At 61.6% G+C, this 20,595-nt stretch carries 34 protein-coding genes; 7 read left to right on the top strand and 27 right to left on the bottom strand.

Going from position 1 to position 20,595, the window contains the following annotated elements; translation table 11 throughout:
- Window positions 1–42: 42 nt before the first annotated feature.
- Window positions 43–351: a hypothetical protein gene (locus QUH67_RS34405; protein ID WP_300944508.1), complete on the bottom strand. Its 309-nt coding sequence runs from the start codon at window positions 349–351 to the stop codon at window positions 43–45.
- A 161-nt stretch (window positions 352–512) separates the two neighbouring features.
- On the opposite strand from QUH67_RS34405, the gene QUH67_RS34410 reads away from it, so the two are divergent.
- Window positions 513–1,175, top strand: a complete 663-nt coding sequence (locus QUH67_RS34410) for a glutathione S-transferase family protein (protein WP_300948280.1) — start codon at window positions 513–515, stop codon at window positions 1,173–1,175.
- Between the two features lie 80 nt (window positions 1,176–1,255).
- Window positions 1,256–1,531: an aldehyde dehydrogenase gene (locus QUH67_RS34415; RefSeq protein ID WP_300944510.1), complete on the top strand. Its 276-nt coding sequence runs from the start codon at window positions 1,256–1,258 to the stop codon at window positions 1,529–1,531.
- Between the two features lie 54 nt (window positions 1,532–1,585).
- Here the strand turns inward: QUH67_RS34415 and QUH67_RS34420 are convergent, their stop codons facing one another.
- The 19 genes from QUH67_RS34420 to QUH67_RS34510 form a co-directional block, all read right to left on the bottom strand.
- The gene (locus tag QUH67_RS34420; RefSeq protein ID WP_300944512.1) at window positions 1,586–1,810 is read right to left on the bottom strand and encodes a hypothetical protein; all 225 of its coding nucleotides are present in this window, start codon (window positions 1,808–1,810) and stop codon (window positions 1,586–1,588) included.
- A 9-nt stretch (window positions 1,811–1,819) separates the two neighbouring features.
- A complete protein-coding gene (locus QUH67_RS34425) occupies window positions 1,820–2,128 on the bottom strand; it encodes a 2Fe-2S iron-sulfur cluster-binding protein (protein WP_300944514.1) in 309 nt (102 codons plus the stop codon).
- A gap of 27 nt (window positions 2,129–2,155) precedes the next feature.
- The gene (locus QUH67_RS34430) at window positions 2,156–3,367 is read right to left on the bottom strand and encodes a DegT/DnrJ/EryC1/StrS family aminotransferase (protein ID WP_300944516.1); all 1,212 of its coding nucleotides are present in this window, start codon (window positions 3,365–3,367) and stop codon (window positions 2,156–2,158) included.
- Complete coding sequence (locus tag QUH67_RS34435) at window positions 3,364–3,633, bottom strand: DUF6129 family protein (protein WP_300944518.1); 270 nt, start codon at window positions 3,631–3,633, stop codon at window positions 3,364–3,366. Before QUH67_RS34435 ends, QUH67_RS34430 begins: the two co-directional genes overlap by 4 nt.
- A 61-nt stretch (window positions 3,634–3,694) precedes the next feature.
- Window positions 3,695–4,054: a DUF3024 domain-containing protein gene (locus QUH67_RS34440; RefSeq protein ID WP_300944520.1), complete on the bottom strand. Its 360-nt coding sequence runs from the start codon at window positions 4,052–4,054 to the stop codon at window positions 3,695–3,697.
- Between the two features lie 13 nt (window positions 4,055–4,067).
- Window positions 4,068–4,307 carry a nitrogen fixation protein NifZ gene (locus QUH67_RS34445; protein WP_300948281.1) on the bottom strand — a complete coding sequence of 80 codons (240 nt, stop codon included), beginning with the start codon at window positions 4,305–4,307 and terminating at the stop codon, window positions 4,068–4,070.
- Window positions 4,307–4,627 (bottom strand): nitrogen fixation protein NifZ, encoded by a 321-nt coding sequence (locus QUH67_RS34450; RefSeq protein ID WP_300944522.1) that lies wholly within the window; start codon window positions 4,625–4,627, stop codon window positions 4,307–4,309. Before QUH67_RS34450 ends, QUH67_RS34445 begins: the two co-directional genes overlap by 1 nt.
- Window positions 4,624–5,397, bottom strand: a complete 774-nt coding sequence (locus tag QUH67_RS34455) for a 4Fe4S-binding leucine-rich repeat protein (protein WP_300948282.1) — start codon at window positions 5,395–5,397, stop codon at window positions 4,624–4,626. Before QUH67_RS34455 ends, QUH67_RS34450 begins: the two co-directional genes overlap by 4 nt.
- Window positions 5,387–5,923, bottom strand: coding sequence for a hypothetical protein (locus QUH67_RS34460; RefSeq protein ID WP_300948283.1), 537 nt, complete (start codon window positions 5,921–5,923; stop codon window positions 5,387–5,389). Before QUH67_RS34460 ends, QUH67_RS34455 begins: the two co-directional genes overlap by 11 nt.
- Before the next feature lie 16 nt (window positions 5,924–5,939).
- Window positions 5,940–6,248 (bottom strand): HesB/IscA family protein, encoded by a 309-nt coding sequence (locus tag QUH67_RS34465; protein ID WP_300944524.1) that lies wholly within the window; start codon window positions 6,246–6,248, stop codon window positions 5,940–5,942.
- A 12-nt stretch (window positions 6,249–6,260) separates the two neighbouring features.
- Complete coding sequence (locus QUH67_RS34470) at window positions 6,261–6,485, bottom strand: YfhL family 4Fe-4S dicluster ferredoxin (protein ID WP_300944526.1); 225 nt, start codon at window positions 6,483–6,485, stop codon at window positions 6,261–6,263.
- Between the two features lie 34 nt (window positions 6,486–6,519).
- A complete protein-coding gene (gene nifB, locus QUH67_RS34475) occupies window positions 6,520–8,079 on the bottom strand; it encodes a nitrogenase cofactor biosynthesis protein NifB (protein ID WP_300944528.1) in 1,560 nt (519 codons plus the stop codon).
- Between the two features lie 312 nt (window positions 8,080–8,391).
- Complete coding sequence (locus QUH67_RS34480; RefSeq protein ID WP_300944530.1) at window positions 8,392–9,261, bottom strand: SIR2 family NAD-dependent protein deacylase; 870 nt, start codon at window positions 9,259–9,261, stop codon at window positions 8,392–8,394.
- A complete protein-coding gene (gene nifT / locus QUH67_RS34485) occupies window positions 9,261–9,482 on the bottom strand; it encodes a putative nitrogen fixation protein NifT (RefSeq protein WP_300944532.1) in 222 nt (73 codons plus the stop codon). Before nifT ends, QUH67_RS34480 begins: the two co-directional genes overlap by 1 nt.
- On the bottom strand, window positions 9,479–10,687 hold the full coding sequence (gene nifS / locus QUH67_RS34490) for a cysteine desulfurase NifS (protein WP_300944534.1): 1,209 nt from the start codon (window positions 10,685–10,687) through the stop codon (window positions 9,479–9,481). Before nifS ends, nifT begins: the two co-directional genes overlap by 4 nt.
- Window positions 10,688–10,699: 12 nt before the next feature.
- Window positions 10,700–10,990: a NifU family protein gene (locus QUH67_RS34495; protein ID WP_300944536.1), complete on the bottom strand. Its 291-nt coding sequence runs from the start codon at window positions 10,988–10,990 to the stop codon at window positions 10,700–10,702.
- Between the two features lie 46 nt (window positions 10,991–11,036).
- A complete protein-coding gene (locus QUH67_RS34500; RefSeq protein WP_300944538.1) occupies window positions 11,037–11,357 on the bottom strand; it encodes a HesB/IscA family protein in 321 nt (106 codons plus the stop codon).
- 82 nt (window positions 11,358–11,439) lie between these two features.
- Window positions 11,440–13,218: an ATP-binding protein gene (locus QUH67_RS34505; RefSeq protein ID WP_300944540.1), complete on the bottom strand. Its 1,779-nt coding sequence runs from the start codon at window positions 13,216–13,218 to the stop codon at window positions 11,440–11,442.
- A 159-nt stretch (window positions 13,219–13,377) separates the two neighbouring features.
- Window positions 13,378–13,680: a hypothetical protein gene (locus QUH67_RS34510; RefSeq protein WP_300944542.1), complete on the bottom strand. Its 303-nt coding sequence runs from the start codon at window positions 13,678–13,680 to the stop codon at window positions 13,378–13,380.
- A gap of 249 nt (window positions 13,681–13,929) precedes the next feature.
- Here QUH67_RS34510 and QUH67_RS34515 point away from each other — a divergent pair, with 249 nt between their 5' ends.
- The gene (locus tag QUH67_RS34515; protein ID WP_300944544.1) at window positions 13,930–14,541 is read left to right on the top strand and encodes a hypothetical protein; all 612 of its coding nucleotides are present in this window, start codon (window positions 13,930–13,932) and stop codon (window positions 14,539–14,541) included.
- 15 nt (window positions 14,542–14,556) lie between these two features.
- Here the strand turns inward: QUH67_RS34515 and QUH67_RS34520 are convergent, their stop codons facing one another.
- Both QUH67_RS34520 and QUH67_RS34525 read right to left on the bottom strand, forming a co-directional pair.
- Complete coding sequence (locus QUH67_RS34520; RefSeq protein ID WP_300948284.1) at window positions 14,557–14,958, bottom strand: Rieske (2Fe-2S) protein; 402 nt, start codon at window positions 14,956–14,958, stop codon at window positions 14,557–14,559.
- Window positions 14,959–14,969: 11 nt separating this feature from the next.
- Entirely contained in the window at window positions 14,970–16,604 is a 1,635-nt protein-coding gene (locus tag QUH67_RS34525; RefSeq protein ID WP_300944546.1) for a flavin monoamine oxidase family protein, read from the bottom strand.
- Window positions 16,605–16,759: 155 nt separating this feature from the next.
- Here QUH67_RS34525 and QUH67_RS34530 point away from each other — a divergent pair, with 155 nt between their 5' ends.
- The 4 genes from QUH67_RS34530 (at window position 16,760) to QUH67_RS34545 (ending at window position 18,753) form a co-directional block, all read left to right on the top strand.
- On the top strand, window positions 16,760–17,215 hold the full coding sequence (locus tag QUH67_RS34530) for a hypothetical protein (protein ID WP_300944548.1): 456 nt from the start codon (window positions 16,760–16,762) through the stop codon (window positions 17,213–17,215).
- Between the two features lie 68 nt (window positions 17,216–17,283).
- On the top strand, window positions 17,284–18,141 hold the full coding sequence (locus tag QUH67_RS34535; RefSeq protein WP_300944550.1) for a sulfurtransferase: 858 nt from the start codon (window positions 17,284–17,286) through the stop codon (window positions 18,139–18,141).
- A 28-nt stretch (window positions 18,142–18,169) separates the two neighbouring features.
- Entirely contained in the window at window positions 18,170–18,433 is a 264-nt protein-coding gene (locus QUH67_RS34540) for a hypothetical protein (RefSeq protein ID WP_300944552.1), read from the top strand.
- Window positions 18,434–18,435: 2 nt separating this feature from the next.
- Window positions 18,436–18,753 (top strand): hypothetical protein, encoded by a 318-nt coding sequence (locus QUH67_RS34545; protein WP_300944554.1) that lies wholly within the window; start codon window positions 18,436–18,438, stop codon window positions 18,751–18,753.
- Between the two features lie 50 nt (window positions 18,754–18,803).
- On the opposite strand, the gene hspQ is transcribed toward QUH67_RS34545, so the two are convergent.
- The 5 genes from hspQ to nifX are packed head-to-tail and all read right to left on the bottom strand — an operon-like array spanning window position 18,804 to window position 20,590.
- Window positions 18,804–19,136: a heat shock protein HspQ gene (hspQ, locus tag QUH67_RS34550; protein WP_300944555.1), complete on the bottom strand. Its 333-nt coding sequence runs from the start codon at window positions 19,134–19,136 to the stop codon at window positions 18,804–18,806.
- Between the two features lie 52 nt (window positions 19,137–19,188).
- Window positions 19,189–19,488, bottom strand: coding sequence for a ferredoxin III, nif-specific (gene fdxB, locus QUH67_RS34555; protein WP_300944557.1), 300 nt, complete (start codon window positions 19,486–19,488; stop codon window positions 19,189–19,191).
- A gap of 18 nt (window positions 19,489–19,506) precedes the next feature.
- Window positions 19,507–19,707, bottom strand: coding sequence for a CCE_0567 family metalloprotein (locus tag QUH67_RS34560; protein ID WP_300944559.1), 201 nt, complete (start codon window positions 19,705–19,707; stop codon window positions 19,507–19,509).
- An 8-nt stretch (window positions 19,708–19,715) separates the two neighbouring features.
- Window positions 19,716–20,186 carry a NifX-associated nitrogen fixation protein gene (locus QUH67_RS34565; protein ID WP_300944561.1) on the bottom strand — a complete coding sequence of 157 codons (471 nt, stop codon included), beginning with the start codon at window positions 20,184–20,186 and terminating at the stop codon, window positions 19,716–19,718.
- Between the two features lie 8 nt (window positions 20,187–20,194).
- The gene (gene nifX / locus QUH67_RS34570; RefSeq protein ID WP_300944563.1) at window positions 20,195–20,590 is read right to left on the bottom strand and encodes a nitrogen fixation protein NifX; all 396 of its coding nucleotides are present in this window, start codon (window positions 20,588–20,590) and stop codon (window positions 20,195–20,197) included.
- Window positions 20,591–20,595: the final 5 nt, after the last annotated feature.

A 20,595-nucleotide genomic window follows, 5' to 3' on the forward strand; every position in this document is an offset into this window, starting at 1 on the left:
TTGCACGGAGGGCACGCCTTGCGTACTGCGCCCTCCCATTTCTCAGAGAGCTGAAAGCGTCCGCACTCCCTTGAGCGTTGGATAGTTTTCTCGAAGGATTCTCTCTAGTTTCCGGCACAGGCTGTTGTCGGACGCGGCGCCCGGACCGACAAAGTCCGTTCCCTGCTCCCATATCTCGAAGAAGCAATGCAGCGCGTCCTCATAGGCGGCGTCCGGCACGGTGCTGATGTCGTGCAACCGTGCGATCCCGTCAGCCGAGACTTCGAGCCGCCAACTCCGGTCGTCTTCGACGGACGCGAGCAACGCGCTGATGTCCGCAGCGGTCCAGTCGCTCTTGAGATCAATCGCCATACCCTGCCTTGTCGGAAAGACGACATTGCTGTCGGACTCGTCCCGTCGACGGGTCCGCAGCGCTTCATTGCCCCGATATTTGCATGAAGCGTGCCGAGCAGGCGCCGACGGGCGGACCGTTGCATTTCCTGAGACACCGAGAGGACCGATGAATGGCTGCGATGAAGCTCTACATGACCCCGGGTTCGTGTTCGACCGCGATCCACATCATCCTGGAAGAACTGGAAGAGGTCTTCGAGGCTTATGTCGTGAACCTGCCCGCCGGCGATCACTTCAGGCCTGACTATGTCGCGATCAATCCGAAATCGACCATTCCGACATTGGTGCGTCGCGACGGCACGTCGCTGACCGAAGTCACGGCCATTGCCTATTGGCTTGGTCGCACTCACCCCCGCGCCGGACTTTGGCCTGATGACGTTGAGAGCGAGTCCCGCCTGGTCGAAGCCATGGCCTACATCGCAGGGACCATCCACGGCCAGGGCTTCGCCAGAATTTTCGCCACCAATACGTTTGCCAGAAATCCGGCCGATTACGACTCGGTGCGGGAGCTCGGCCGCGACATCGTCGCCAAGGGCTTTGCCATCCTGAACGAGGCGATCGGGACAAGAGCCTATCTGGCGGCGGAATATTCGGTGGCTGACCCCATTCTCTTCTACGTCGCGTTCTGGGCCGACAAGACCGGCATCGCACTGCCCGAACACCTCGCCGCGCATTACATGCGAATGCTGGCACGTCCCGCGGTGCAGCGCGTGTTGCGCGAGGAAGGCTACAACACGGCTTCCCTGGGCAAGTCGTCAGGTCGCGAAGGGCGGGCCGGTGGCTAATCTAGCGCTTCGGCTCCGGCGCATGATTCTTGCAGAACCATGGGATCTCTGATCAAGCGAAAGGGAGCCCAGTGACGGAAATGATCGTAGTGGAAGAGCGTAACCAGGACGACATGTCGCGCAAGGCGGGCTGCTATCTCTATGCCGACACCAGACTGTGGCTCGAGGACGATCTGGTTCACCGCGGCGATGGACCTGCGGTGATTTCCCCCGACGGCGTCGAGCGCTGGTATATCAGGGGCAAGGATGTGACCCGCGACGTCAAGACGTTCTTCTTCCAGAACGAATGGCCGCTGCGGCTCGGCCTCGATACGGCAGAAAAAATGACCTTGTTCAAGGTACAGTTTCTCAAGTGAGCGGGTGGGCAGCCACGACGGAGATGCGCAAGGCAACTCCGTCGTGCGCACGCCTCACGCGGCGTTCGGCGTACTCTCGGCCTTGAAGGCGTCGACGGCGGCCCGCGTCAGACGAAACACGCCGCGGCCGCCGGCGAGCGGCTGGTAGGCGTTGCTGGCCCTGTCGCACAGCGCGTTGAACCAATCCTGCGGGCTGAGGGCCGGCGGCCGTTCGCTGATTTCGACGACGATTCCGTTCGGTGCGAAGCGCACGTGAATGAGAACACTCTGCGATTCCATCGTTCTCTCCTAGATCCCTGAGCCAAAGCCCAGCAGTTCGATCGTGATGTTCTCCGTGCCCAGCACCTTGGCCTGGCAGGCCAGCCGGGATTTGGAACCGACACCGACGATGGAATCGAGCCTCTCGTTTTCCTCGCGGGCCGTCTTCGACAGGCCCTTGCGGCCTTCCTGCACGAAGATATGACAGCTTCCGCATTTGGCCTGCCCTTCGCACTTGTGGAGAATGCCGATCTCCGCGCCGAGAAGCGCGGCCAGCAACGTCGTTCCCTCGCCAACCTCGATAGTCTTGCCTGCCGGCATGATGGTAAGTTGCGCCATGGATCCATTCCTCGTTTGTTGCACGTCCTAGTAGATTGCGGCACCTGCCCCGACATTGATCGAAGCGTCCTTCATCGTCCCCACGATGAATTCGATCTGATCTTCGGTCAGGTGGGTGTGGAAGGGCAGCGCGACCGCGCGATCCGCCACCTTCTCGGTGACGAAAAGGTCGCCGCGGCGATAGCCGAGCTCGAAATAGTGCCGCTGCAGATGAAGTGGATTGCTGTAGGCCGCAGCCTCGATCTGTTCGACACGAAGATCCTCCACGATCGCATCGCGGCTGGAGCGCGTAAAACGCGTCCCGAGATGAACGACGTAGAGAAACCAGTTCACCTCGGTTACGTCAGGGCCGACGTAAGGGTCCTTGATCCCCTCGAAGGACTGCACATGCCTGTAATAGAGATGCTGGATCAGCCGGCGGCGTTCCAATATCTCGTCCAGCCGCTGCAACTGCGCCAGGCCAAGCGAGGCCGAGATACTGCTCATCGCCGCCTGGTAGGGCGGCGTGGCGCTGACGACGACCGAGGCGCGCTCTTCCAGCCGGTGCGCGCGATGGCGCCGCAGTGCCACCGCGACGTCGATGTCATCCGTGACCACCATGCCGCCCTCACCACAGGTCAATGCGGAAGGCTGTGAGAAATCGAACACCGATGTGTCGCCGAACGATCCGACCAGGGCCCCCTGATATTTTGAGCCGATCGCTTCGGTGGAATCCTCGATCAACACCAGGCCATGCTTTTTCGCCACCGCACGCAGTCCCGACCACGCGGCGGGGTGGCCGTTATTGTTGCAGGCGACAATCGCGCGCGTGTTCGCGGTGATGCGGGCTTCGACCTTCTCCGGGACCAGCGTTCCCGCCCAGTAGTCGATATCGGCGAACACCGGCCTGGCCCCGGCGATGCTGATGGCATGCGCCGTCTCCCGAAATGAATAGGACGACGCGATGACCTCCTGTCCCGGACCAATTCCGTAAGCTCTCAGGGCAAACAGCAACCCAAGCGTTCCGCTCGGAACCGCAATCGCATATTTGCGCCCGACATAGGCGGCAAACGCCGCCTCAAAGGCCTCGACCGCAGGGCCGGAGGAAAGCCTCGGCGACCGCAGCGCCGCATCGACCGCGCCGATCTCAGCCAGCGTAATGTCCGGATCCGACAGCGCGATGAAGCTCTCGTCGACGCTGGCCACGACGACATCGTCGTCTTCGCGATCGGCATCCTGGATGGCGGCAAGCTCGGTCATGACGTCACATTCCTGTCCGCCAGAACGAGTCCACTCGCGCGCAGCGGATCCGACGTAATCTGAAGGCAGTGATCGCTGCGATCGACGAGATGAATTTCATAGCGCGGGTAGCTCCGGAACGGCATTTCGCTGACATCGTTGGCGTCGCACTTCGTCCAGGACAAATGTGGAAACCGGCGCCGCAACTCGGCAAAGACGCCCGCACCGACACCGGGATCGGACAGCACCCGATCGATTTCGTTCAGTTCGTCCGCGTCCAACGCCATTGCCGTTACTCTGTGTCAGGGGGTCGCCATATTCGCGGCGGCACTTTTCATTCATGCAAGTTCATTGCCAGAACATTCGATCAGGGTCCGCGTTCAATCGCTCAAGGGCCGTCGGCAGGCGATCGTGGGTGCTGTCGAGCTGCCATACGTCTTTCTTGTGGTCCTTGCGAAACAGCTGCCACCTCCCGTCATCGGCGTCATGCAACAGCAAAGCGACGTCGACGATGCCGCCGTCCCGGTCGATGTTCCTCGAACAGCACGGGCTCTCGATCCGATAACCACTGATCGTTGTCACCACGCTTGGCTTGACGTAGCGATATCGCTTGCGCGATATCAATGCGCGCTCGATCCGCTTGCGATCGAGATCGTTCGGATGGGCAAACGGCCTGACCACGGATTGACTCAGCGTCGCCGATAGCATCGCTCCTGCTCCTCTAGAGGGGACTGATCTCTTCTTCCAGACATCCGACGACAAGCCGCTCGCCGAATTCGACGAGATAGATCGGCAGGTTCGCTTCGGTCTGGGTGCCCACCTGGACAATTTCGCCGGTGTCGCCGACACCAACCAGCATGGCGTCGACCGGTTTGCCAGGGAACGATCCGTCATTGAAGAGGTCGATCAGCGCCTTCACGCGCTGGCCCCATTGATATTTCGGAATTCTTGGCTCGATCATCATGCCGTCGTTCCTCCCGGCAGCGGCAGGTCCGACATCTCGTCGCGGGCGATTGCGGGATCCAGTTCCTTGCGCTTCATCCCGACGCGGTTCCCGCTCTCCATGAACTCGACGCCGTAGATGTAGAACTGCTGCAGGAAAGTGCCGATGCTGACGACGTACCCTTCCTCGCCCTTTTTCGCGAGGATCTCGCCGATCTCCTTGCCGGCATAGGTACCGTCATTGCGAATGGTGCGCTTGGCTTTCACCTTTTCGCCGAAGCTGAAATAGGGCGGCGCTGAAAGCTCCACCACCTCGCTGTCACGAACGATGTTGCTCATGCCGGAAACTCCCCTAACCGCTCCTGTCTGCCGGTCGCGCGCGACCGCGCCATGTCCTGAACGAGCCCGTCGCTGTCAAACGCCAGTTCGGCGATCTCGCCGACCGCGATCCGGCTCGCCACTTCGTACCGCACGCGCCAATCGGGATCGTCGCGCAGGCGGGACAGCAGGTCCGACGTGAGACGTTGCGCGACCGCGAGCCTGACGCCGGCGTCGGGATCGTTCGTCATCCGCAGCAGCCAGTCGCGCGGGATGCGTTGCGCGACAACGCGACGAACCTCGGCCTCCTTGTCGTCGATCATGAGCGGGAGCAGGGACGGCGCGACGCGTCGCGCGACCACCAGGCGAACGTAGTAGTCCTCGTCCGTCATCATCGGCATCAGTTCGGCGTCGTCGAGCAAGGAAACGATCCGGATCCTGACCTCCCGATGGGCATCGTTCCGCAGCCGCAGCACGAGCCGCTTCGGCAGCCGCCGCGCAGCGTTCCAGCGCACGGTTTCATCGGGATCATCAAGCAGCCGCGGCAACAGGAACAGGCTGGCATGCTTGGCAGCAATTGCCCGGACCTCGAAATGAACATGCGCGATGTAGGAATTGGCCAGTCCCGGATTCGAGTTGAAAAACCGGTCGATTCGCCGGGCATAGCGATCGTGGACGCAGGCATGCTTCAGCCTACAGCCTCCGGCGCTTGACAGGCCGTGGTGGGCACAGCCGGCGCAATCAATCTCCTCCCCGCGCCAGTCCCGGGCCTCGTCGATGTCATCCGTCATCATCCTGCCCCATCCGTTCGAGGACCTCGAGCAGCACGCGCGCGCCCACCTTGTCGCTGGGGTCGAGTTCCAGGAGTTTGGCGACGGCCGCCCGGCCCTCCCCAAGATTGCCGAGCCGCATTTGCAAATAGGCGTAGCCTTTCAGGGTGAAGAGGTAGAAGCGCGGCAGCATGTTCTCGTAGCGACCGAACTCGGCATCGCCGGCCGTGACATGCTGCCAGTCCGGCGCGAGCCTGTTTTCACGCGCCGCCTTGGCCAGACACTCCTTTGCAACCGTCAACGCGTCGGCGAGACGCCCCTTGTAGAAATAGAAACGGTAGAGGCCGATCAGCACAGCCGCGTGCCCGGGCGCCAGCGCGTGGGCTTCGCGCAAGTGATGCTCGGCGACATCGTCCAGATGATAGGAAAGCCCGGCTTCCCACAGATGGAATTCCGCCTCCGGCGGAAGTCCGCCGCCGAGCAGCGCATTGGCCAGAACCGCCGCCTCCGTGACGGATTGCGGCTCACCTCGATCCGCAGGCCCCATCATCGGCGCCTCCCGTCTAATGGTTCGAGCAAGAAACCTGCTTCGGATCCTTGAACACCAGTCCGGTTTGCGCCGGGGTATCGGCGAAATCGATGGTGACGCCGTCGAGCAGGATCCGGCTCTCGGCCGGCAGGAACAGCTTGACGCCGTCGCGCTCGACCACCGCCTCGCCAGCCGCAGGCTCCCGGCGAACGCTGATATCGGCCGCCAATCCCGAGCAGCCGCCCGGGCTGACCGCGAGCCGGAAACCGCTCGATGCCTCCCCGTCGGCACGGATCATCATCCGAATGAATTTGGTGGCGGCCGGCGTAAGGGTGAAGTTCATCTGGCTTCTCCTTCAGGCCGGGACCTGATAACGCGGAAACGAATTGTCGATCACGCAGGTGTTGTCGACCGGGCAGACCGCCGCACATTGCGGGGCGTCGAAATGCCCGAGACATTCCGTGCATTTCTTCGGATCGATCACGAAGGTGCCGTTCTTCTCCGAGATCGCGACATTGGGACATTCCGGCTCGCAGGCCGAACAGCTCGTGCATTGTGACGATATGATCTTCAGCGCCATCGCTTACTCCTGAGGCTCATCGCGTTTCGTCTTTTCAGGCCGCGCTGATCAGCGCGCCCTGGCGGATCTCGGCATCGCCGCGCTCAACATGTTCGATCTCGCCGCTGTTGACCTTGTCGAGATAGGATTTGAACCAGGCGATCGCCGACTTTTCGATGAACTCATGGGCGAACTGGTCGACCGGCTCGATACCCGCCGTCAGCAAATCGGCCTTCGGACACCCACCGATCTTGGCCACGAACACCGCGTGGCAGTCGTTGATGGCGCGGATCACCGTCTCGAGGCTTTCCTCGTCGCCGAAGCCACCCTGGCAGTAGAGGTCGACACGGCGGTGTCCGACGAACTTCGCGCCCGCGGTCGAGAGCTCATAGACCTGGAACTCCTTGGCGTGACCGAAGTGCTCGTTGATCAAGCCGGAGCCCTTGGTCGCAACGGCGACCAGCAGCTTGATATCGCTCATTTCGCCCGCGAGCGTGGAGAGTTCCTCCTGCTTCGCCGCGACCTTGGCGACGCGCTCCTCTTCCACCTTGGCCTGATAGGCCTTGCGGGTGTCGAGATCGTAGTTCACCTCCATCGCCATGATCTTGTCGGTGGTGAACTCCGCGCTGCGGTCCTCGCCGAGCAGGCCGACCGCGTCGGCACGGCACTGCCGGCAATGCCGCATCATGTTCATCTCGCCTTCGCAGCTATCCTGCAGCGCCTTCAGCTCCTGCGCCGTCGGGCCTCGCTGGCCGGTCAGGCCGAATACGGTGCCGTGCTCGGGGGCCGAAATCAGCGGCATGATGTTGTGCAGGAACGCGCCGCGGGATTTCACGGCCTTGTTGACTTCGACAAGGTGCTTGTCGTTGATGCCGGGGATCATCACCGAATTGACCTTGCAGAGAATGCCGCGCTCGGTGAGCATCTCGAGTCCCTGCAACTGCCGGTCGGTCAGCAGCTTGGCGGCCTCGACGCCGGTGTAGCGCTTGTGCTTCCAGAACACCCACGGATAGATCTTCGCGCCGATCTCGGGATCGACCATGTTGATGGTGATGGTGACGTGATCGACGTTGAAGCCGGCAATGGTGTCGACGTGATCAGGCAGCGCGAGGCCGTTGGTCGACAGGCAGAGCTTGATGTCAGGCGCGGTCTTGGCGATCAGTTCGAAGGTCTTGAAGGTCTTTTCCGGATTGGCGAGCGGGTCGCCCGGGCCGGCGATGCCGAGCACCGTCATCTGCGGAATGGTTGATGCGACCGCCAGCACCTTCTTGGCCGCCTGCTCCGGGGTGAGCTTCTCGCTGACCACGCCCGGACGCGATTCATTGGCACAATCGTATTTGCGATTGCAGTAGTTGCACTGGATGTTGCAGGCCGGCGCGACAGCCACATGCATGCGTGCATAGTGATGATGGGCTTCCTCGCTGTAGCAGGGATGGTTCTTGACCTTCTCCCAGATCTCGGTCGGCAAATCCCCCTGCCCCGCGGCCGATCCGCAGCTCGCCTTGCCGCTGCCGCCACTCGTACCGCAACCCTTGTGCTCGGCAATCGCCTGCATCACTTCTCCGACTTTCGCGGCGCTTGGGACGGCGGTACCTTCGTGTATTGAAGCCTGCATGTGCGATCCTCGCTGCTTGCCAAATCCAAAAGATCCGAAACGAATGAGCTGCAGGACAATTAGCAACTCGCGTGCCATCGCCGAGCCGACGACAACTTCGCACTATTTCAACGAGTTAAGGAAAGAGCGGCGGCTGTCGCGTTGCCAACAGGCGACGGCGGAGCGTTTCGAAATATGTTAGAAACGTTACAGACTGGGTGTTTGCCGGCGGGACACACCAATCGGACTGCTCCGGCCGCCGATTGAGAAGCGCAGGCAGCTCCGGAAGCGTCGCGCCGCCCGAAGCTGGAAGCCATCGTCCAAGTGAAGCGTTCAACCGGCCGCCGTCAGAATTTCCACGGCCTCTGCCAGCGGAACGGCGATCGGCGTCAGGCCCTGGCTGATCAGAAACCGCAGCTCGTTCTTGCTCAGCGTCTTGGGTTCGACAATCGCGTAGTGCGTCGCCGCCGACCGCTTCGTGACCTGGCGAGCATAGGTCCGGAGCAACTGATCATTGAAGCGACAGCCGATGAAAACAAAACTCCGCTCGGTGCGGCGATCCTTCACGACATCCGGAATCGGCGTCTGGATGTCGATCTCCGTCAGCACCTCGACATAGTCGGCGTCGGAAATCAGGAAATTCTTCGCCGGTGCGACGCTCCCGTGCGGCTTGTACAGCAGGGTGGTCCAGCCGTTTGCCGCCGCGCGGTCCGACTCCACGCCGGCGGCATCGTAGAACCGATACCAGCGGTCTTCGCCGATCCCTGCGCGGGTGATGCCCTGGACCTCGCCCCAATCGCTGCGTTCACCGAGTGCCGCGCGCATGGCGCCGTCATACCAGGTATCGACGATCATCGGCAGGCGCAGCGAGGCCAGATAGCGATGCAGGGCCGTCGGCTCCACCGGCGATGCGAATGCCTCCGACATCAAGGCCGTGACGGTGGACCTGTGCTTCATGCTTTCGATATGTTGCGCAGCCGCCCAGGCATTGCCCTTGGCGCGCCGCGGCAACGCGACCTTGATCCCGAAGAACGCGGCGAGCGCTTCCGGATTTACCGGGACGGCGGCCTTCGAGAACTCGGCGATTCCCGGGCCGAGATACGGGACGATCGTTCCCGCGCGCAGTCCCGCGGCAACCCGCTTCAACGACGTCTCGGCGTCGGCACGGGTCATGAAATCCAACTGGGGAACCGGGGCGTTCATCACTCTTCACTTTCCTGGCCGCGCTTGCGGGCGTTGACCGTGATGGGGAGCGAGGTGCCCGCCGCCATTTCCGGCAGATCGAGGACCCAGCCATTGGCGATACGGATCCAGCCGCCCCACAGCGATTCGTGTTCGGATTCCACGATCGGCTCCTCGAGATCCTTTTTCGGCACGTAGATCGAAAGCCCCGTCTCCGGAGAACGGCGAATCATCACTTTCATAGGGTCAGCTCCGTGGATCGGGATGGGTTCGCCGTGACATGCCCGCGCTCTTGCCATGAGGGTGACAGCGCCCTCAATTTGGCAACGATCTCCGGCAGCAGATTCAGCACGTAGACAACGTCATCGATGGTGTTGTCGCGTGACAACGAAAACCTGATGGCGCCGCGCAGCGCCGTCGTCGGTACATTCATCGCGCGCAGCACGTGCGACGGCTCCATCGAGCCGGATGCGCAGGCCGAGCCCAGGGACGCGGCTATACCGGCCCGGTTCAAATGATGAATGATGGCCTCACCTTCGAGATGCTCGAAAGCGACGTTGCAGGTGTTCGACAACCTGTTCTCGGTGTCGCCCAACACCATGCAATCGCCGATCTGGAGAATGCCCCGTTCGAGACGGTCGCGCAGGATATGAACGCCGCCCTGCTCGTCCTGCAACTGCGCCAACGCCAGTTCGGCGGCTTTTCCCAATCCGACGATCCCGGGCACGTTCTCGGTGCCGCCGCGACGCCGGCGCTCCTGAGGGCCGCCGCGAACCAGCGGATTGAACTTCGTGCCCTTGCGCAGATAGAGCGCCCCGATGCCCTTCGGGCCGTGCAGCTTGTGTCCCGACAGCGACAGCATGTCGATCCCGGTCGCCTTCAGATCGAGCGGGATCTTGCCGACCGCCTGCACCGCATCGACATGGAACAGTGCCCCGGCCTCATGCGCCATCGTGGCCAGTCGATCGACCGGGAACAGCGTTCCGGTCTCGTTGTTGGCCCACATCACCGATGCGAGTGCGGTGCGTGGCCCAAGCGCCTGCCTAAACGCTTCGAGATCGAGACGGCCCTGCGCATCGACGCCGATCAAATGCGTCCTGATACCGCGTGACGACGCGAGGTACTCCACCAGCGAAAGAACGGCGGGGTGCTCGACGGCCGTCGTGACGATCTCGTCACGTCCGTCCTGCGTATCCAGCGCCGACAGGATCGCGGCATTGTTCGATTCGGTGCCCCCCGACGTGAACACGATTTCGTGGTCGAAGGCCGTCCCAAGCAGCGCCTGCAGGCTGCTGCGCGCCCGCTTTACCGCGCCTGCGACTTCACTGCCGAAGGCGTGAGCCGACGAGGCATTTCCGAACTGTTCCGAAAAATACGGCAGCATCGCCGCAACGACGGCCGGGTCCGTGCGCGTCGTCGCGTTGTTGTCGAAATAGATCGGCCGCACGGAACGCCTCTTTCAATGTCGCGCCTTCGCCGCTCCTGCGACCGGGATCAGGCGCACGAACTCGCCGAGCCTTTCCACCAGGCGCGCCTGGATGCCCTCGAGCGTGGCGCTACTCAACTTGCAGAAGACGCAGGCGCCCGTGAGCTTGACCATGATCTTGTTGCCGTCGATCTCGATCAACTGGCAGTCGCCGCCGTCCCGCTGCAGGTTCGGTCGGATTTCCTCAATCACCGCCTTGATGATCTCGGCGCGATCCATCTCCGCGGCCGGCGATTGCTTCGAATGTTCGGTTTCAATCAGCATGATCTCGATTTCTTTCCGTTGGCCGGATTCAACACCGTCGGCTGGTTCAGCCGAACGATTTTCCGCAGGAGCAGCTGTTCTTCGCGTTCGGGTTTTCGAAGGTGAAGCCCGACCCCTCAAGGGCAATCACGAAGTCGATCGTGGTCCCTGCAAGGTAGTCGTGGCTCTTGTTGTCGACGAAGACCCGCACGCCGTCGCGCTCGATCACGGTGTCGTCGGGGTCGACCTCGTCGACCAGGCCCAGCATGTATTTGAAACCGGCGCAGCCGCCCGCCTCGACCATGATGCGCAAGCCGTCGACCGGCTTGTTGGCCGTGGCGATCGCGTTGCGCACCGCGTTCAGCGCACTATCCGTCAGATTGATCATTGCTCGCCCTCGTTGCTGGGTCCGTTGAGCAATGAGTTGGCAAGACTTATGCCATACAGCAATCAATTGATAATGTTGCGCTTTACAGCTTTGCGGCTGTCGCCTTTGCAACGCGTGTCAGGTTTCCGACATGGCGGCTTTGCGCCGCCGGCGGACACTCGGGGGCCGACGGCGGCCTCAGATCGATGCCGCGGAATATCGCGCAGCGCTCGAACACCTCCAGGGTCGGAGGCACCTTCCTGTGTTGGCAATATTTGGCGACGAGCTTTGCCAGCCCCTTGATGTCGCGGCCTGACGTGCCCGGGAAAGTCCCGACCAGGGCGTCGAGCAACGGGGCATCGACCGCGAGCCCGAATTGCTCGGTCATGACGCTCCAGATCTTCCGGCGCGCCTCGTCGTCCGGCGGCATGAACTTGATCAACGCGATGCAGCGCGAGACGATCGCCTCATCGATATCATCGATGCGGTTCGTGGTCAGAAACAGCAGGCCATTGAAATATTCCAGCACCCGCAGGAACACGCCCACGACGGCGTTCATCGTGATGTCATCGTCCCGGCGCTTGATATAGACGTCCGCCTCGTCGATCAGCATGACTGCGCCCCAGCGCTGCGCCCGCATCAACGCGTCCTTGAGCGCGCTTTCCATGGCGGCAACGTTAAGCCCGAGCTGGCCGGAATGAACCCGGTAAAGCGGTCGCTGGATGATTTCGGCATAGACCTCCGCCGTCAGCGTCTTGCCGACCCCGGGCGGCCCCGCGCACAACACCGTCGTGCCTCCGGATTTTCCGGCGACGATGTCGTCCATCAGGACATCCATTTCGGCGGTGAGGATGTCGATGAGATCGGTCTGCTCCTCGGGCAGGATCAGCTTTTGCTTCAGATCGGGCTGATAGGCATAGGGCGTCATGTCGGCGACATGAACCCAAACATGATGGTGTAGTTCGAGATGAAACATCAGCATGTAGGGATGTACCGGCATCCTGCAGAACAAGCCTCCCGGAATCGCGGCCCTGGATTGCTCGACCTCGACTTCGGCATCATAGAGATTGCTCTTGGCGGCCTTTCTCAGATATTGGCCAAGGATATCCCCGGTCACATCGAGTGTCAGCGCGCGCGTGCTCAGGATGCTTTCATCATTGACGAGGCGCCCCAGACCGCCGCCCGACGACAACACGACGACGTCCTTGCGTGACCAATCCGTGTCCCGATGAGACGAATTCGGATCTTCCGCAAAGAAGCCGGTGCCGCTCCCTGAGAACTGGTGACCATACTGTCCCCGCCAGGCGAAATAGCGGCTTTCGGTGTCGTCATAGGCCGCGATCAATTCAGGCGTTTCCTTCAGGAACCCCTTTGCCGCGAAGATTTCGGGCACCGTCTTTCCGACGATGTCACCGGCTGAAATCCTGAGCGTCGTCGACGTGATCGTGCCTTTGGCGTTGGCCTTCAGCTCGATAAAGACCCGGCCGGTCTCGTCATTCGAAGGCGGCGTAAAGTCGAGCCGCGTGACGACGTATGGCAGCGGCCTGCTGGCGACGCTGGCGGTGAACATCCAGCCCCGGATCGCATCGGCGACCAGATAGCGCGCGATCGCGGGCAGCACGGATTCCAGGTCCGCGGCCGCGAACCTGACGCCGCGTTCGCTGAAGGCCCGCTGAAGGGTCACGATCTGGGCCGAGCGGACCTGCATATCGGGTCCGGCCTGGTGGTAGAGATCCTTCAGAAACCCGAGTTCGGCGTCGGAAAGCTGACGGAATGCGACCTCCACCCTGTCGCCGAAGCGAAGTTGCTCCCTGAGCGAGGCCAGCCCCGGAAAGCTTGCGACCATCGCTTCGAAGTAAGGCCGCTCGATCTGAAGCTTCATCGCCGTTCACCGGTTGGGATCAAGGGCCGAACCGGAGACTTTCGATGCAGATCTCGTCGTACATGACGCAGGTTCAGCCTCGAACGCAGCGGAGCGGTCGCACCCGGGTGAAGCAAAAACCCTGCCGAAGCCGGAAGCGGCGCATTCCATCCAGAGGAGCTAGTGGCGCTCCTGAACACCGTCGTGAACGGCAAACTGGACATTGCCCTGGCGCCAGGAAAACGCACCATTCGGATCGCTGACGTCAATGCTGCGCTCGGGGATCAGCCGGTCGCAGAGCATGACGATGATGTCCTGTAGCGGCGCGCTGGTGTCGTTCTCCTCGGTCATGCGATCGATCGAGATTTCGCCGCCTTCCATGCCGTCCGCCTCGATGTGGACGATGAAAATCTCCTCGTGTCCGGCAATACCGTGCGCCGTGACCCTGAAGGTCTCACCCTTGTATTCAAACTCCCGTACCATTTGGCTCCTCCCTTTCCACTTTTTTTGTTCGCGTCGCGAGGTCCGGGGACCCCGGCGCTGAAGCGCGGCGATCTTTAGGATTGTCGAAATCGAGGGTCAAGCTTTCCGAAGCGAAACGGACACTGCGCGTAAAGGATGAAATGTCGGCTTTGCGACAAAAGCGAACCGGCAGACAATTTGCATTGCTGTGCCGTGCCGCGCCAGATCGCCGGCATTGTATGACATCGCAGGAAATCGGAGAGGCTTGCCATGACGACGATCGAGATGACCGCGCCGACCATCGAGAAGACTGCCTTGGGCCGGCTTGATCGGGAGGGGCGCCTGCTCAACGCCGTCCTCAAGAGTGCGACGAAGAAGCCTGGACGGTTTGGCTTCCGCGGCGACATCGCTCTCAAATTCCAGGCGCAGCTCGCCGACGAAAAGCGTCCGCCGGAGTTCTCGATCGAGCAGGTTCTGACAATCGCCCAGGATGGCGAGAGCACTATCCCGGTCATGGCCGGCTATCTGCATTCCTTTGCCTATCTGGAGGTGGCGTCGGAAGTGCTGGATGGCCTGCTCAGTCCGAGCGGGACCTACTTCATGTTCTGCAACAACATCGATCTGCTGGCGAAATACCGCGTCACCCTTCGAGGTATCACCTTCCATGTTCTGCCCTGCGACGAATCGACTGTCTGGAAGGAAATGATGGACCTGATGAGCATCGACAAGAACGACGTCAAGAAGCTCGATACCGCAGGCAAGCTTGACTACCTGCTCGATGCGGCAACCGGCTTCGAGGGTAAGTATGACGTCATTACCTTCGAGGACGGTCTGGCCCGGATGGAGCCGGTGAAGAACCGAAACGAAAATCGTCCGGTCTGATTAGGCAACTCGCGGTTACGCCTCCTCGCCGGGAAGGACTTCATCGTCCTCGACCAGCGTCACGCCGGTCACGCAGATGTCGTCATCGAGGACCGTCACGGCGACCGGCGTGAGGCTGCGGCCCTTGCAAGGGCCGTCCACGCAGATGCCGGTGCCGAGTTCGAACAATGCGCCGTGCTTGCCGCACATCAGGCGGATGCCGTTCGGATCCAGAAACTGGTTACGCTCCCAATCCAGATTCACCCCGTCATGCGGGCATTTGTTGATATAGCCGAAGACCTGGCGGCCCCAGCGGACCACCAGGATCGGCCAGGGCCGCATGGCGCCGTCTTCGACAATCATGAGCTGGAAACCCCTCGCCTGCTGGCTCGGGATATCGCTCATCCTGCAGATTGCGTAGGCCACGTTGGCTTCCATCTTTCCCTCGTTCATGACGATGCGTCCGTGAATCTCGTTGCCTCAGCCCGCTGCTCGCGCGCCCGCGCCTTGGTCAGCAGCAACCGGTTGGCCGCGAGCGAAAATTCCAGCCAGGCGGCGGCGATGTCGCGCAGGATCGCCTGCAGGTATTCCCTGGACAAATGATGCTCGTCCGGAAAATTTGACAGCGCGCAGGATGACCGGTTGAAAGCAACGACATCGTCGAGCACGGACTTCATGACGTCGCCGAACGGCTGCTGCACCGCCGGCGTCAGCGACGAACGACCGCGTTCGACCGTGACCACGTCGACATCGAACTCCAGCTCGCCGAGTACCGCGAGCGCATTGTCGAAGACATCTTCCATCGATTCAAGAATGGCGCGCTGCGTGAGTTGCTCACGCTCCTGGGCGGCAAGGCTGCGATGAAGGCGATGGCGATAGTCGTCGAAGGCCGCATCTCCCTGCGCGGCAACCCAGGCACCGAAGCGGGCGAGACTCGCCGCGTTGATCGAGCCGGCATTGCCGAGCGCGGCGCCGGAATAGGCCGCCCCCTTCTCTTGAGCCGCCTTGCGTTTGAGCGAAAGATCGATCCGCCGTGCCGCCTCCAGCGCACCTTCCAGATGGCCGGCCCCGCGCGAAGCGGTTTCCGATCCGCCCAGATAGAGCTTTCCGTTCCAATACACCCGCCGCAGCATCGGATTTGCGGTACCGACATGTTCGGTCTGCGCGGAGGTTCGGTCGAATTCACTGCAGGTATGGGGCTCCGTCGCCCAATCCTGATAATGCTGCTCGCCATGTTCAAGCGCGGCCCCGAAGAGCTGTACCATCTGATTGTCGATCAGCAGCGGAAGACCGGCGCTGAAACTTGCGCGCAGTTCAGGTGACAAGGCCAGGAACCCGCCGAGAGCGGCCCTTTCCGGGTCGCCATCACACGCGTCGAAGATTTCGCCGAGCACCGCCTGTTCGTGAGTCACGAAGGCATTGCCGGAATGTCCGGCCTCGCGCCAGTAAGCGCGATCATAGGCAACGACCACCTTGGCGTGGGCTGCCATCCACGTCTGGGTGCTACGCATCGCTTCGCGCGTGGCCTCGTCGAGACCGGGTCCGAAGCGAACATGCTGTTCGAGCAGCCGCGGCGGGATCGCGAGCACGACATGACGCGCCCGCACCTCGACGACGGTGCCGCCGGCCGCGAATGTCAGGACGACATGATCTCCACCATCGCTGACGCTGTTCAGCACATGGTTGAGACGCAGCATGTTTGGCGGCCAATCAGCAGCGAGACGATCGACAAGCTGCGCCATGCCGCCTCGCAGACGACGGGCGCCATCGTGAAGCCGTTTCCCGTCAATGCGGTCGAAGCTCTTTTCGGGGTCGTTGAGATGCAGTACGGAACCATCGTCGTGCTGACGAATGTCGGTGAGCCCCAGTTCGGCGACCAGGCTCTTCATCAATGGCTGCGTGTCCGGCCAGAACCAGGTTGGACCGAGATCCACCGTCAGTTCCGATCCGGCAGTGGCCGACAGGATGCGGCCGCCGAGCCGTCCCCGCGCCTCGAACAAGCCGACGGCCAGGCCTTGCCGGTGCAGGCTTCTCGCCAGCACGACACCACACAACCCACCACCAATGATCGCAGCGTCCAACATCGACCGGCCTGCACATGTTGCTACCACCCGCGCTCTGCAAGATTCGCGCAACATTCGATCGAGGCTGACGTAACAGGAGATTTGCCCGACTTCCCAAGCAACTGGCACAAAACTTGATAATTCCATACGCGACGCCCTTGCGTATGGAGATTGGCATGAATGTCACATCGGATTTCGTCGGCTGTTCCCAGGATGAGCTGAAAGCCCTGCTCGATGGCGGCACGCTCACGGTCTACTCGGTCGCCCGCCCGACCACCGCAGATAAACCCGTCGAGCGTAGCGGCACGTTGGCCACGTTCACCTTCGCCTCGCCGGCCTTCGGCGCTGCGTCGGACGGTTTTGAAACCCCCAACTTCGCCGCAAATCCCGTCGCGGCGAGCAGCGTCGGGACGCCGGGATTCGCCCGCGCCCGCAAGGCGGACGGCACCGTCATTGCCGATTTTTCAGCGGGGCCCGGCGATCGCGAGATCAAGTTCAGCGAGGTGTCATTCTCGCAAGGCGCACCAGTGAAACTCACCGCCTTCAAGTTCATCGCGGAGGGAGGATGGCCGGAGCGACCTGAATATTACGACACCCGCCCACGCCCGGGCTATCCGATGCCGACAACATAACGCCGAAACCCGGCCAGATGTCTCTTTGGCGACGATTGTCGCGTTTCTGACATGGAGATCATTTCGAGATGAGCTATGCAAATCCTGAAGCGCTGGTAAGCACCGATTGGCTCGCCGAGCATCTGACGGACTCCAACATCCGGATCCTCGATTGCACCTGGCATCATACCAGCACCAATCTCGATGGACGAACACAGTACCGGGGCCGCCATCTTCCGGGTTCGGTGCATTTCGACATTGATCACGTGGCCGACAAGTCCAGCCCGCTGCCACACATGCTTCCCGGCGCGGCCGATTTTGCCAAGAAGGTCGGGCTGCTTGGGATCGGCGACGGCGATCGGGTCGTGGTTTATGATCGGCTGTATGGCGGGGCCGCCGCGGCACGGGCCTGGTGGATGTTTCGGGTCTTCGGTTACGAAAACGTCGCGATGCTCAATGGCGGCTATGGCAAATGGACCAAGGAAAAGAAGCCCACGGACATGTCGGCGGTGCGGCCGGAACAGAAATCATTTTCGGCGTCGTACAATCCCGCGCTGGTGCGCACCCTGGCCGAAATGAGGGAAAACCTCATCACCGCCGCGGCACAGGTCGTCGATGCGCGCGGGCCCGGCAAATTTGACGGCACCCAGGAAGACGTCTTCCCGTTCAGAAAACTTGGCCACATCCCGAATGCCACGAATATTCCATGGGCCGATCTGATCGATCCCGACACCGGCGAACTTGTTGCCGCGGATGCGCTCGCCGCGCGCTTCACCGCGGCCGGGATTGATCTTGACCGGCCGATCGTGACGACCTGCGCTTCCGGCATCATATCCTGCGTGACCGCCCTCGGTCTCTATCTGCTCGGACGCACGAACGTCGCCGTCTATGACGGGTCCTGGGCGGAATGGGGCATGGCCGACGATACGCCGGCCGTCGCCGCGTGAGAACGTCGCCGGATGGAGGCATGCGTTCATGAGCACAGATCTGGCATCGGCCACTTCGATGGCGGAAGGCGAGGAATACGAACTTCTCGCCGGCGAGGATGGCACATCGTTCATCCTGCGCTCGAAGGTCGATTTTCTCGCCGCGCATTTGCGGGGCGAGGATGCAGCACGCTTTCGAGCCGACTATGACTCTATCAGGCTGCAATTTCCGGACTGGAAGCCGGACCAGACGCTCGCCCAACTCTGGGACCAGGGCGGATACAGCTGGCTCGCATCGAAGGAGGCGGATTGATCATGGCAACGACGCTGGTAAAGACCACGCAGGACGGCCGAAAGCTGGAAGTGATCGGATTGGCGATATGCCTCGACGGACAACTCGAGGCGTTTGAACTGGTCGAGGTCAAGATGCATCCCAACAAGCGCGCGATCTGGACGGTCATGCCCGAGGCCACACACATGGCAGGCAGGGTGGCGCTGACCCGCGAGCAGGCCGAGATCGTAACCGCGGCCTTCCGAGAGGCCGAAGCGGAGATTCTCGCCAGCCCCGTGGCCATCAACGAACGCTTCCGCATTGCGGCAATGTGGAAGGCGCGCGAGCAAGGGATCGAATAGGCCGGCTTGCATTCGCCGGATGAACGCGGCCCGGGCGCTGTCGGACGAAGTCAGTTCATCGTCACATTGCGCCGGCGATAACACCCCTTCTCGTCACGCTCGAACAGACTATCCAGCTCTGGATGGCTGACCGGTTCGTCGGATCCGTCCGGCATCAAATTCTGCTCGGAGATATAGGCGACGCAGGGATTTTGGCCGCTTTCGGCGAACAGATAATAAAACGGCTGGTCCTTGCGCGAGCGCGCCTCGACCAGGATCGTCTCATACGTTCGATTGCAGTCGGCAAACTCCGGGTCGACATCGAACACGACGCCGCGGAACTGATACATCCGGTGACGGATGACCTGGCCGATGCCGAATTTGGCGATAGCCGTTTTGCTCATGACCGACCGGACGCGCGCTCGATGCGATCTTCCCATTGCTATTGCCGCCCCGTCAGCCCACGGAAGCCGGCGCCGGACCGTGGGTCTGGCAATTGGTCGGGCACACGCGGGCGCAGGCGCCGCAGCCGATGCACGCCCCATCGTCGTTCATCACCATGATCTTCTTTTCAATCTCGTCGTCCTCATCGTCGTCGAGCGCGACGAGTTCCCCGTCTTCGCTGAGGCCCTTGAGCGTCATCACATCGCGGCCGCAAACCTTGAAGCAGCGACCGCAGCCGATGCATTTCTTCTCGTCGATAGCGAGCAGATAGGCTGGGTTCCAGTCGCGACCGTCGCGGGTTGCATTGGTCATGGTACAAATGCCCTTGTGCTAGGCTGATTCGAGGCTCTTGAGCACCGCACGCTTTTGCTCGAGCTCGGCGAAGGCATCATAGGCCTGCTGGGCCACGGTCAGAATCGTCTGCCATTGCAGCGGCAGTTCCTCGGACAGGTCATGCAAGTTCATCTTGGCCTGCGTCGCCTTGGCGGACAGTTTCTTGATTTCGGCCTTTAACGTTTCCAGATCACTCATGGCTCACCTCAATAATCCGCGACGGGCCTGAACTTCTCGATCATCTCGACGCCGGCCTTGACATATTTATCGCCCTCTTCCGCCAGCTTGCCGAGATTGTCGAAGCCGAAGCGATGCACGTCGCGCAACTGCTTGTTGACGACGATCAACCGCCCGCCGATCAGGACCATGCGGCCAAAGCCCTCATGGCTCATCTTCAGCATCGGCGAAATCATCACGCCGGTGGCGCGCTCGATCGAAAGCGCCACCGCGTTGAAGAACAATTCCATCCGCCAGATGGTTTCCGGATCGGGGTCGCCGATGATCGGCAGCGCCCGGCGGGCCTCCTTGTCCAGGATGTAGGGCTCGAGCAGCGTGAGGTCACTCTTGCCCTCCCAGGCACCGTGGGTGTCCTGGGCCCGCCATATCTTGATGAGTTCCTTGACAAACGGCGCCTCCGCCGCGGGCGTTGGTTCGAGCACTGCTGCAGCGTCTGACATGATGATTCCTATTCTTCAAAATCGAGGGTTCGTTCCTGGTCCTTCAACAGCGCCTTGCGTAACCAGGGCGGCGGCGTGCCTTTCAGCACGTCTTCGAGCTTGGCCAGGAGGTCGGTGATCTCTTCGGGTTGATTGACCTTCATCGGGTGGATGTTATTCGCCACCACCCTCGCCGCGCCGGAGCCGCCGATGGCGGCGACATAGAGAATGGCGCAGTCCTTGATCGCATCTATTTTGGGCGCGAGCTTGTCCTCATTGCCGTCTTCCTTGAGATCGCCCTCGAACTGAACGGCTTCGAGGAAGCGGTGCCCCTGCGGACCGATTTCATAGATCGCGATATTCTTCGCCCAGCCGAAATGAGCATCGACGCGCTTCAGGTCCTGGGTGGCGAATGCGATTTTCATGACGT

This window comes from Bradyrhizobium roseum (genome assembly GCF_030413175.1).
GTDB lineage: Bacteria > Pseudomonadota > Alphaproteobacteria > Rhizobiales > Xanthobacteraceae > Bradyrhizobium > Bradyrhizobium roseum.

What these genes read in the sequence shown, in the direction of transcription:
- QUH67_RS34470 (WP_300944526.1), bottom strand. Translation starts at nt 6,485, where the DNA reads ATGGCGCTGAAGATCATATCGTCACAATGCACGAGCTGTTCGGCCTGC.
- QUH67_RS34405 (WP_300944508.1), bottom strand. Translation starts at nt 351, where the DNA reads ATGGCGATTGATCTCAAGAGCGACTGGACCGCTGCGGACATCAGCGCG.
- QUH67_RS34465 (WP_300944524.1), bottom strand. Translation starts at nt 6,248, where the DNA reads ATGAACTTCACCCTTACGCCGGCCGCCACCAAATTCATTCGGATGATG.
- nifT (WP_300944532.1), bottom strand. Translation starts at nt 9,482, where the DNA reads ATGAAAGTGATGATTCGCCGTTCTCCGGAGACGGGGCTTTCGATCTAC.
- QUH67_RS34450 (WP_300944522.1), bottom strand. Translation starts at nt 4,627, where the DNA reads ATGAGCAACATCGTTCGTGACAGCGAGGTGGTGGAGCTTTCAGCGCCG.
- QUH67_RS34560 (WP_300944559.1), bottom strand. Translation starts at nt 19,707, where the DNA reads ATGAGTGATCTGGAAACGTTAAAGGCCGAAATCAAGAAACTGTCCGCC.
- QUH67_RS34500 (WP_300944538.1), bottom strand. Translation starts at nt 11,357, where the DNA reads ATGATCAATCTGACGGATAGTGCGCTGAACGCGGTGCGCAACGCGATC.
- QUH67_RS34480 (WP_300944530.1), bottom strand. Translation starts at nt 9,261, where the DNA reads ATGAACGCCCCGGTTCCCCAGTTGGATTTCATGACCCGTGCCGACGCC.
- QUH67_RS34415 (WP_300944510.1), top strand. Translation starts at nt 1,256, where the DNA reads ATGATCGTAGTGGAAGAGCGTAACCAGGACGACATGTCGCGCAAGGCG.
- QUH67_RS34420 (WP_300944512.1), bottom strand. Translation starts at nt 1,810, where the DNA reads ATGGAATCGCAGAGTGTTCTCATTCACGTGCGCTTCGCACCGAACGGA.
- QUH67_RS34515 (WP_300944544.1), top strand. Translation starts at nt 13,930, where the DNA reads ATGACGACGATCGAGATGACCGCGCCGACCATCGAGAAGACTGCCTTG.
- fdxB (WP_300944557.1), bottom strand. Translation starts at nt 19,488, where the DNA reads ATGACCAATGCAACCCGCGACGGTCGCGACTGGAACCCAGCCTATCTG.
- QUH67_RS34520 (WP_300948284.1), bottom strand. Translation starts at nt 14,958, where the DNA reads ATGGAAGCCAACGTGGCCTACGCAATCTGCAGGATGAGCGATATCCCG.
- QUH67_RS34440 (WP_300944520.1), bottom strand. Translation starts at nt 4,054, where the DNA reads ATGCTATCGGCGACGCTGAGTCAATCCGTGGTCAGGCCGTTTGCCCAT.
- QUH67_RS34445 (WP_300948281.1), bottom strand. Translation starts at nt 4,307, where the DNA reads ATGATCGAGCCAAGAATTCCGAAATATCAATGGGGCCAGCGCGTGAAG.
- QUH67_RS34540 (WP_300944552.1), top strand. Translation starts at nt 18,170, where the DNA reads ATGAGCACAGATCTGGCATCGGCCACTTCGATGGCGGAAGGCGAGGAA.
- QUH67_RS34565 (WP_300944561.1), bottom strand. Translation starts at nt 20,186, where the DNA reads ATGTCAGACGCTGCAGCAGTGCTCGAACCAACGCCCGCGGCGGAGGCG.
- nifX (WP_300944563.1), bottom strand. Translation starts at nt 20,590, where the DNA reads ATGAAAATCGCATTCGCCACCCAGGACCTGAAGCGCGTCGATGCTCAT.
- QUH67_RS34535 (WP_300944550.1), top strand. Translation starts at nt 17,284, where the DNA reads ATGAGCTATGCAAATCCTGAAGCGCTGGTAAGCACCGATTGGCTCGCC.
- QUH67_RS34495 (WP_300944536.1), bottom strand. Translation starts at nt 10,990, where the DNA reads ATGCTGATTGAAACCGAACATTCGAAGCAATCGCCGGCCGCGGAGATG.
- QUH67_RS34505 (WP_300944540.1), bottom strand. Translation starts at nt 13,218, where the DNA reads ATGAAGCTTCAGATCGAGCGGCCTTACTTCGAAGCGATGGTCGCAAGC.
- hspQ (WP_300944555.1), bottom strand. Translation starts at nt 19,136, where the DNA reads ATGAGCAAAACGGCTATCGCCAAATTCGGCATCGGCCAGGTCATCCGT.
- QUH67_RS34460 (WP_300948283.1), bottom strand. Translation starts at nt 5,923, where the DNA reads ATGGGGCCTGCGGATCGAGGTGAGCCGCAATCCGTCACGGAGGCGGCG.
- QUH67_RS34510 (WP_300944542.1), bottom strand. Translation starts at nt 13,680, where the DNA reads ATGGTACGGGAGTTTGAATACAAGGGTGAGACCTTCAGGGTCACGGCG.
- QUH67_RS34425 (WP_300944514.1), bottom strand. Translation starts at nt 2,128, where the DNA reads ATGGCGCAACTTACCATCATGCCGGCAGGCAAGACTATCGAGGTTGGC.
- QUH67_RS34410 (WP_300948280.1), top strand. Translation starts at nt 513, where the DNA reads ATGAAGCTCTACATGACCCCGGGTTCGTGTTCGACCGCGATCCACATC.
- QUH67_RS34435 (WP_300944518.1), bottom strand. Translation starts at nt 3,633, where the DNA reads ATGGCGTTGGACGCGGACGAACTGAACGAAATCGATCGGGTGCTGTCC.
- QUH67_RS34455 (WP_300948282.1), bottom strand. Translation starts at nt 5,397, where the DNA reads ATGACGGATGACATCGACGAGGCCCGGGACTGGCGCGGGGAGGAGATT.
- QUH67_RS34430 (WP_300944516.1), bottom strand. Translation starts at nt 3,367, where the DNA reads ATGACCGAGCTTGCCGCCATCCAGGATGCCGATCGCGAAGACGACGAT.
- QUH67_RS34525 (WP_300944546.1), bottom strand. Translation starts at nt 16,604, where the DNA reads ATGTTGGACGCTGCGATCATTGGTGGTGGGTTGTGTGGTGTCGTGCTG.
- QUH67_RS34545 (WP_300944554.1), top strand. Translation starts at nt 18,436, where the DNA reads ATGGCAACGACGCTGGTAAAGACCACGCAGGACGGCCGAAAGCTGGAA.
- nifB (WP_300944528.1), bottom strand. Translation starts at nt 8,079, where the DNA reads ATGCAGGCTTCAATACACGAAGGTACCGCCGTCCCAAGCGCCGCGAAA.
- QUH67_RS34530 (WP_300944548.1), top strand. Translation starts at nt 16,760, where the DNA reads ATGAATGTCACATCGGATTTCGTCGGCTGTTCCCAGGATGAGCTGAAA.